At 60.9% G+C, this 6,362-nt stretch carries 7 protein-coding genes and 2 tRNA genes; 4 read left to right on the top strand and 5 right to left on the bottom strand.

Annotated features, from left to right (window positions below; genetic code table 11):
• Window positions 1–402: 402 nt before the first annotated feature.
• From ASD45_RS07930 to ASD45_RS07910, 5 genes are all read right to left on the bottom strand, one after another.
• Window positions 403–1,581: a site-specific integrase gene (locus ASD45_RS07930; protein WP_056910989.1), complete on the bottom strand. Its 1,179-nt coding sequence runs from the start codon at window positions 1,579–1,581 to the stop codon at window positions 403–405.
• A gap of 411 nt (window positions 1,582–1,992) precedes the next feature.
• Window positions 1,993–2,069, bottom strand: a tRNA-Pro gene (locus ASD45_RS07925).
• 104 nt (window positions 2,070–2,173) lie between these two features.
• Window positions 2,174–2,626, bottom strand: a complete 453-nt coding sequence (locus tag ASD45_RS07920) for a DUF192 domain-containing protein (RefSeq protein ID WP_056912656.1) — start codon at window positions 2,624–2,626, stop codon at window positions 2,174–2,176.
• Between the two features lie 195 nt (window positions 2,627–2,821).
• Window positions 2,822–3,394: a cold-shock protein gene (locus ASD45_RS07915; protein ID WP_056910988.1), complete on the bottom strand. Its 573-nt coding sequence runs from the start codon at window positions 3,392–3,394 to the stop codon at window positions 2,822–2,824.
• Between the two features lie 221 nt (window positions 3,395–3,615).
• Window positions 3,616–4,377: a Sir2 family NAD-dependent protein deacetylase gene (locus ASD45_RS07910; RefSeq protein WP_056910987.1), complete on the bottom strand. Its 762-nt coding sequence runs from the start codon at window positions 4,375–4,377 to the stop codon at window positions 3,616–3,618.
• 66 nt (window positions 4,378–4,443) lie between these two features.
• Between ASD45_RS07910 and ASD45_RS07905 the strand changes: the two genes are divergently transcribed.
• From ASD45_RS07905 to ASD45_RS07890, 4 genes are all read left to right on the top strand, one after another.
• On the top strand, window positions 4,444–4,899 hold the full coding sequence (locus ASD45_RS07905; RefSeq protein WP_056910986.1) for a VOC family protein: 456 nt from the start codon (window positions 4,444–4,446) through the stop codon (window positions 4,897–4,899).
• A gap of 212 nt (window positions 4,900–5,111) precedes the next feature.
• Window positions 5,112–5,187: transfer RNA gene (locus ASD45_RS07900), tRNA-Glu, on the top strand.
• Window positions 5,188–5,569: 382 nt separating this feature from the next.
• Window positions 5,570–5,785, top strand: coding sequence for a hypothetical protein (locus ASD45_RS07895; protein WP_056910985.1), 216 nt, complete (start codon window positions 5,570–5,572; stop codon window positions 5,783–5,785).
• A 188-nt stretch (window positions 5,786–5,973) separates the two neighbouring features.
• Complete coding sequence (locus ASD45_RS07890; RefSeq protein ID WP_056910984.1) at window positions 5,974–6,297, top strand: hypothetical protein; 324 nt, start codon at window positions 5,974–5,976, stop codon at window positions 6,295–6,297.
• The last annotated feature ends 65 nt before the right edge of the window (window positions 6,298–6,362 follow it).

Below are 6,362 nucleotides of genomic sequence, written 5' to 3'. Positions count from 1 at the left end.
CCCGGCATGTAGTAGAAGCCGGCCCCGTAGAGCGAGCAAATCTTCACGTACTGGACCGGTTTGTCGATCAGCGCGGAAGAAACGCGAGAGATTCCAATTGCCGTGACGCTGCCTCGGATACTTGTTCCGGCTTCGTCGCAACTGACTCAACTCGGCCCCGTCTGGGTCGGCCCAACGATCAAGCGTTTGAGTCAAATCCCGGATTCAACGCGAACATCTCGAACAGCGCTAACCACGCGATAGGTCTGCTCTAGGACGCGTTCATCTGACCGAACAAACGACGCGCGAAAAAAGCCGCATGTCATAGGGACATGCGGCTGGTTAGCGGCCGGTAAATGCGAAGAAGAAAACGCGCGTCCGCGCGCGCATCAAAGCGCGTAAGATAACACGCTGAGGCTTTGTCTAGCTGCTAGGTGATTGCGTCTGCGCCGGGAACTCGACGACCTGCTGGATGAGATCTGCAGCGTCACTTAATGTCTCTTGCGACAGATGCGCGTAGCGCTGGGTGGTACGGGCGTGCATGTGACCCAACAGCCCCTGCACGACGTAGAGCGAAACGCCGCGGTTGACTAGGAAGCTGGCGAAGGAATGCCGCAAATCGTGCAAGCGCACGTCTTCAAGTCCGGCGCGCTTCCTGATGCGGTCCCATGGAAAGAACAGCGACGCGGAAGGCTTGCCGGTGACTTCCGACGGAAAAATGTATGGATTGCCGTCGATGCGCGGTGTCGCTGTCAGCAGCGCGATCGCCGATTGGTTCAAGGCGATGACGCGCGCCCTGCCCGACTTCGACTTCGGCACCAGCAGCGTTCTGTTCTTCCAGTCGATATAGTCCCACTTTGCGAAGGTGATTTCGTTGCGCCGCCCCCCGGTCAGCAGCAGGAGCAGGATCGAACGCGCGGCGGTTCGGTTCTCGTCGGCATGAATGGCGCGCACCAGATTTTCCGCTTCCCATTCGCTCAGGAAACGATTGCGCTGAACGTCTGGGCCTGCGGTCAGGCCGGCGGCCGGATTGTTTTCGCCGCCCGGCGTTTTCCACTTGCGTGCCAGATTGTAGATGTAGCGCAGGATCACAATGACCCGATTCATCGTTCCCGACGCGTAGCCGTCGGCACGCATCGTATTGATGAGATTTGAAATCGCGTCGGTCTTGATCTCGTCGAGCGCAAGATGGCCGAGCCGGGGGAGCACGTGGATGCGCAAAACGGTTTCATCCGTTCGCCAGCTGCTCTTGTAGGTCTTGATGAACGGCAAATAGCGTTCGGCAATGAAATCGCGCAGCAGCGGAATGGCGCGCATCTCACGGCGCTTCTGCTGCGGATCGGCGCCGAGCAGCGCTTCCGCCACTATCTGCTTGGCCTTGCGGCGCGCCTGATCGAGCGACACCACATCGGCTGGTCCGATCTTGTATTGCCGTTCGCGGCCGCGCTCATCGGTATAGCGTTGGTAGAACGTCTTGCCGCCGGAAGATCGCACCTCGAGCATGAATCCGCGCTGACCGACGTCGAAATAGTCGGTCTTCTTACGATCAGGCGCGCACTGCACCTGCCGCACAAAACTCGCGGACAACGCAACGGTAGGCATGACTCTGACGACTGTTTGACGCCCGTTGGCGGGCTTTTTCTGGGGGTGAGGCAGATTGTCGCAACTTCCTCAAAGCGTCGGCGTATTTTTCGAAGGTATCGAGATAAATTGCCCGTTAATTCTCTCGTAACTTCTGTTTGATAGCAACAATAAATTATATTTTATGATCTTCTATACTTTGAATATGATATCTCATTGAATTTCCTATATTTCATAATGCGATAGGTCTCGCCAAATTCCGATAGGGAACTACAGCTACCGGCGGGCCGCCAATTTCTTGACAATCGGGCCGACGCGCTTCGCATCACCGCGATCACAGCCTGCGGGCTAAGTCATTAGCAGTTGAATTTGGTCCCGCTGACGCATCAATACCTGAAGGCGGAAGCAGACAGACTGCGAATACTTGTAAAATGGTCGGAGCGGCAGGATTTGAACCTGCGACCCTCTGGTCCCAAACCAGATGCGCTACCAGACTGCGCTACGCTCCGAAAATATGACCCTCGGTCATGAACCCGGGGCCGCGATAACGCGGGCACCGAGTGACGGCTAGGTACACGCTTCGACCCCGCCCAGCAAGGCGCGCCGCGGCGGCTCAGCGGCCGCCGAAGATCGGATGCGCCACCTTGTCGCCCGGCGCGATGCCGAGCTTCTTTACCGTACCGGCGATCACTTCAAGGACACCGCGCACCGGCCCGCCGGAGGGAATGTTGCGCGTCGACAGCGGCGTCGCGTTCTGCTCGATGCGCAGGATGGTGCCATCGCCGCGGATGAAGATCATGTCGAGCGGGATGTAGGTATTCTCCATCCAGAACGCGACCTCCTGGTCCTTCTTGAAGTCGAACAGCATGCCCTGCCCTTCGGGCAGCTCCTTGCGGAACATCAGACCCTTGGCGCGTTCGGCCTCGGTCTGCGCCAGTTCGACGGTGAAGGCGTGCACGCCGGTCTTGCTGGCGATCTCGAGGGTGCTGGTGTCGGCTGCCCGCGCAGGCAGCGCGACGACCCACAATCCCAGAAGGATGGCGGCGATCAAACGGAAACGATGCATGGAGAGACGACCTCGCGCGCGACCGGCGACCGCCGGCCCGGCGGTCAGCATCGCAAGCAAAAGCGGCACCGGCAAGACGACAGCCCGACGATGGATCGCAGAACAGCGCCCGGCCCGCGCCGGCGGTCATGCAAATGAAAACGCCCCGGGCGAACCGGGGCGCATTCCTTTCGACCGAAGACCGGTCGACGATGATCAGTGCGAGGCGAGACCGAGCGGACCGCCGTCCGGCCGAACCTCAGCGGCCATCAGGCCCTTCGGTCCGGGCCCGAAGCGAACGAGCACGGTCTGGCCCGGCCGCAGTTCGGCAAAACCGAAGCGCCGCAGCGTTTCCATATGCACGAAGATGTCCGGCGTGCCCTCGCCGCGCGTCAGGAAGCCGAAGCCGCGCAGGCGGTTGAACCACTTGACCTGGGCCCGTTCCAGCCCGCTGGTCGGCGTGACGTTGACATGCGTGCGCGGCGCGATCTGGGCCGGATGGATCGCCGTCGATTCATCCATCGACACGACGCGGAAGGCCTGCAGGCCCTTCGCTCTCGGCTGAACTTCAACCACCACCCGTGCGCCCTCGTAGGCGGTCTGAAAGCCGTCGCGGCGCAGGCAGGTCACGTGAAGGAGAATGTCGGGCATCCCGTTATCGGGGATGATGAAGCCAAAGCCCTTCGAAACATCGAACCACTTGATAACCCCGGCGAGCTCGATGAGATCGGTTGCTCTCTCGTCGCCAAGGTCTCGGACCGTGCCGGGTCGGAGAATTGTATCTGGCATTCGATTCAATCCCGTTCGACGATTGTTACCGGCTGGACTATGCCGGTTTGGGTGTGCCGCTTTGACTTTTGCCTGCTCGACTTCCGAACCGCCGTTGGACGTGGCGTTTGTTGGGAATCGCTTAGGCGAATCTGTGATTTGAAGATAACACCCGGCCGAATCCGGCAAAGAGCAAAATGTGCTTGCACACAAGTTCTCTGGCGCCGGAATGGTTTCGCGAATCAGTGGCGGATGAAGGGCGCGAGTGCGTCGCCGATGTCGTTACGCACAACAAGATCGGCGAACTCGTCGAATTCCGTCGGCTCGCGATTGATGATGACGAGTTTCGCACCGCTGCGTTTGGCGATCAGCGGAATCCCCGCCGCCGGCCAGACAACCAGCGACGATCCGACGGCGAGCAACAGATCGCACGCGCTGGCCAGTTGCTGCGCGCGCCGCATGGCGTCTTCCGGCATGGCCTGACCGAATGAAATCGTCGCGGTCTTGACGATGCCGCCGCAATCGCAGTCCGGCGGTTCTTCGCCATTGACCTCGAAGCGGCTCCGGATCGGGCCCAACTCGTAGCGCTGACCGCAGTCCAGGCAGGTGGCATAGGTGGTGTTGCCGTGCAGCTCGACGATATCGTGCGGTGCAACACCGGACATCGGATGCAGATTGTCGATGTTCTGGGTCACGACGCCGGGAACCCGGCCGGCCCGGTACAGGCTCGCCAGCGCCAGATGGCCCCGCCCCGGTTTCGCCTGCGCGAACGTTGCCTCGATATTGAAGCGCCGCCGCCAGGCCTCGCGCCGCGCCTCGGCGCTCGCCACGTACTCGTCGAACGGGATCGGACGGTTGTGCGTCCACAGGCCTCCGGGCGAGCGAAAGTCCGGAATGCCGCTCTCGGTCGAGATGCCGGCGCCGGTAAACGGCACGATCCGCTGCGCGTCGTCGATCAGGTCACGCAGGCCGGCAATGGCGGTGTCGAGATCGGAAGCAATCATTGCGATTTCGCCGACATGGTTCTATGTGCGGTAGTGGGTTCCAAGTGTATATCCGAGGTAAGCCCCATGCGATTTCTGCACACCATGCTGCGCGTCCGCAATCTCGATGACGCGCTCGATTTCTACGTCAACAAACTCGGCCTCAAGGAGACCCGGCGGCGGGTCGATGACAAGAACCGCTATACGCTGGTCTTCCTTGCCGGCAGCGACGACCAGGATGCGCTTGAGGTCTCCAAGAAAAAGGGCCGCCCCGGACCCGAGGTGGAACTGACCTATAACTGGGACACCGAGGACTACGGCGAAGCGCGCTATTTCGGCCACCTCGCCTACGAGGTCGACAATATCTACGAGACTTGCGAGCGGCTCATGAAAGCGGGCGTCACCATCAACCGGCCGCCCCGCGACGGCGTCATGGCCTTCGTCCGCTCGCCGGACAAGCACTCGATCGAGATCCTGCAGAAAGGCGCCGCGCTGCCACCGCAGGAACCGTGGGCCTCGATGAAGAACACCGGCCACTGGTAAAAGCGCCTTTCGCCCCGATATGGGGGGACGAGGCAACCAAGGCCGCCGGACCGGGACAAATCGAGCCCCTCCGGCGGCCGAGCCGCCGCTGTCCCGGTTTCCCGGCCCTGTTTCCAATGACTTGCCGCGGACTTGTTCAAGACTTTTCCAAGACTTGCCGCAGGCGGCGAAGCCCTTTATAGGTCGCCGCCTTGGCACCGTTCGGTGCCACTGCGCCCTTCGTCTAGAGGCCTAGGACACCGCCCTTTCACGGCGGTAACAGGGGTTCGAATCCCCTAGGGCGCGCCAATTACCGTTATAATCAAAGCAGTTATCGAGATTGCGCGCCCTTGTCATACGGCGAGGCGCCGGCGGTGCGGCAATTGTACCGTAAGCCCCATCATGACTTGAACGCCCCCACCGCTTTGGCGCGTCAACGCGTGGCGTTCCGGCATGGGCGAGAATGCCACGTGAGCGAGGTCTTAGTCGCCCGCGTCGTGACGCCGGGCAACGCACGCTCTTCACGGCGCCGGCCTGATGCCGGGCGCCACGATTTTTTAGCACCGGATATCGCGTGAAGAACGTCGAGTGGAAGCCGCATTTCTCCGGCTCGTCTCGGCCGCACGCGGCTGCTCGGAACTTCGCGAGAGGCGACGAGTTTAAATCGGGGTAACAGACGCGGAGCGATCCCATGAGTTTGGCGGCGTATGCGGTAAAGCGGGTCAGAGACGGCTGGGGCGTCGAACACGACGGACGGATCGAAGGTTCTTACCTGTCGAAGGAATCCGCCTTTGAAGCGATTGCGATGGCCGCTTCCAATTCGATCAAGGATGGACACGAGATCAGAATATCGGTGCCGGGACGCGAAGCCCAGGAGTCTGCCCTTGGCGTTGTCGACGAGCGATAAAGAACAGCCCTCGCCCTGTCCGTAGCCTGCACGTTGCGCCGAAATATGAACTGACGATTTCATCCGTTTGCCAGACTGCAAGTCAGCTTAGTGTAAAGCCGGCTTGATCCAATGAAATGAAACGCGGTCGCGCGTTCTGGCCGAGCAAGTACCTCTCGTTAGCGTAATGCGTTTGTGGAGATTGCGTCATGCCGCCCATCGTGCCGGCGGCCCCCGGTCAATTCGACGTCACGGTTTATATCGTGCTGCAAGATTTCGGCCGTGTCGGCCGGGCCTATAGAGAGACCGACGAAGAGACGGCCGACAAAGACACTCTGATCGAAGACATCCTCAACGGCCAATTCCAACAGATCGTTCGCATCGTCGCATTCAACACGGCCGAAGGTTGGTCGCGTGACGTCACCGAGGATGTCGCGCGCGACGTCGTCGAGGCCGCATGGCATCGCGGCCAGCCGGTTAGCGGTGGCACGCGCGATTTCGTCGATCGGTACAGTCTGGCATCCGGCGTGTAAGCGCCGAGCAGTGTGCCGTCGGTAGCGGGACCCGGCTACCCCTTTTTTCTACCTTGGCGGTCACC

The sequence above is a fragment of the Pseudolabrys sp. Root1462 genome, from assembly GCF_001426945.1.
Classification (GTDB): Bacteria; Pseudomonadota; Alphaproteobacteria; order Rhizobiales; family Xanthobacteraceae; genus Pseudolabrys.
Note: the sequence above shows the minus strand (reverse complement) of the source record. Positions and strands in the feature narration are given on the sequence as shown.

Coding starts and splice junctions, on each gene's coding strand:
- ASD45_RS07930 (WP_056910989.1), bottom strand. CDS start 1,581: ATGCCTACCGTTGCGTTGTCCGCGAGTTTTGTGCGGCAGGTGCAGTGC.
- ASD45_RS07920 (WP_056912656.1), bottom strand. CDS start 2,626: ATGCATCGTTTCCGTTTGATCGCCGCCATCCTTCTGGGATTGTGGGTC.
- ASD45_RS07915 (WP_056910988.1), bottom strand. CDS start 3,394: ATGCCAGATACAATTCTCCGACCCGGCACGGTCCGAGACCTTGGCGAC.
- ASD45_RS07910 (WP_056910987.1), bottom strand. CDS start 4,377: ATGATTGCTTCCGATCTCGACACCGCCATTGCCGGCCTGCGTGACCTG.
- ASD45_RS07905 (WP_056910986.1), top strand. CDS start 4,444: ATGCGATTTCTGCACACCATGCTGCGCGTCCGCAATCTCGATGACGCG.
- ASD45_RS07895 (WP_056910985.1), top strand. CDS start 5,570: ATGAGTTTGGCGGCGTATGCGGTAAAGCGGGTCAGAGACGGCTGGGGC.
- ASD45_RS07890 (WP_056910984.1), top strand. CDS start 5,974: ATGCCGCCCATCGTGCCGGCGGCCCCCGGTCAATTCGACGTCACGGTT.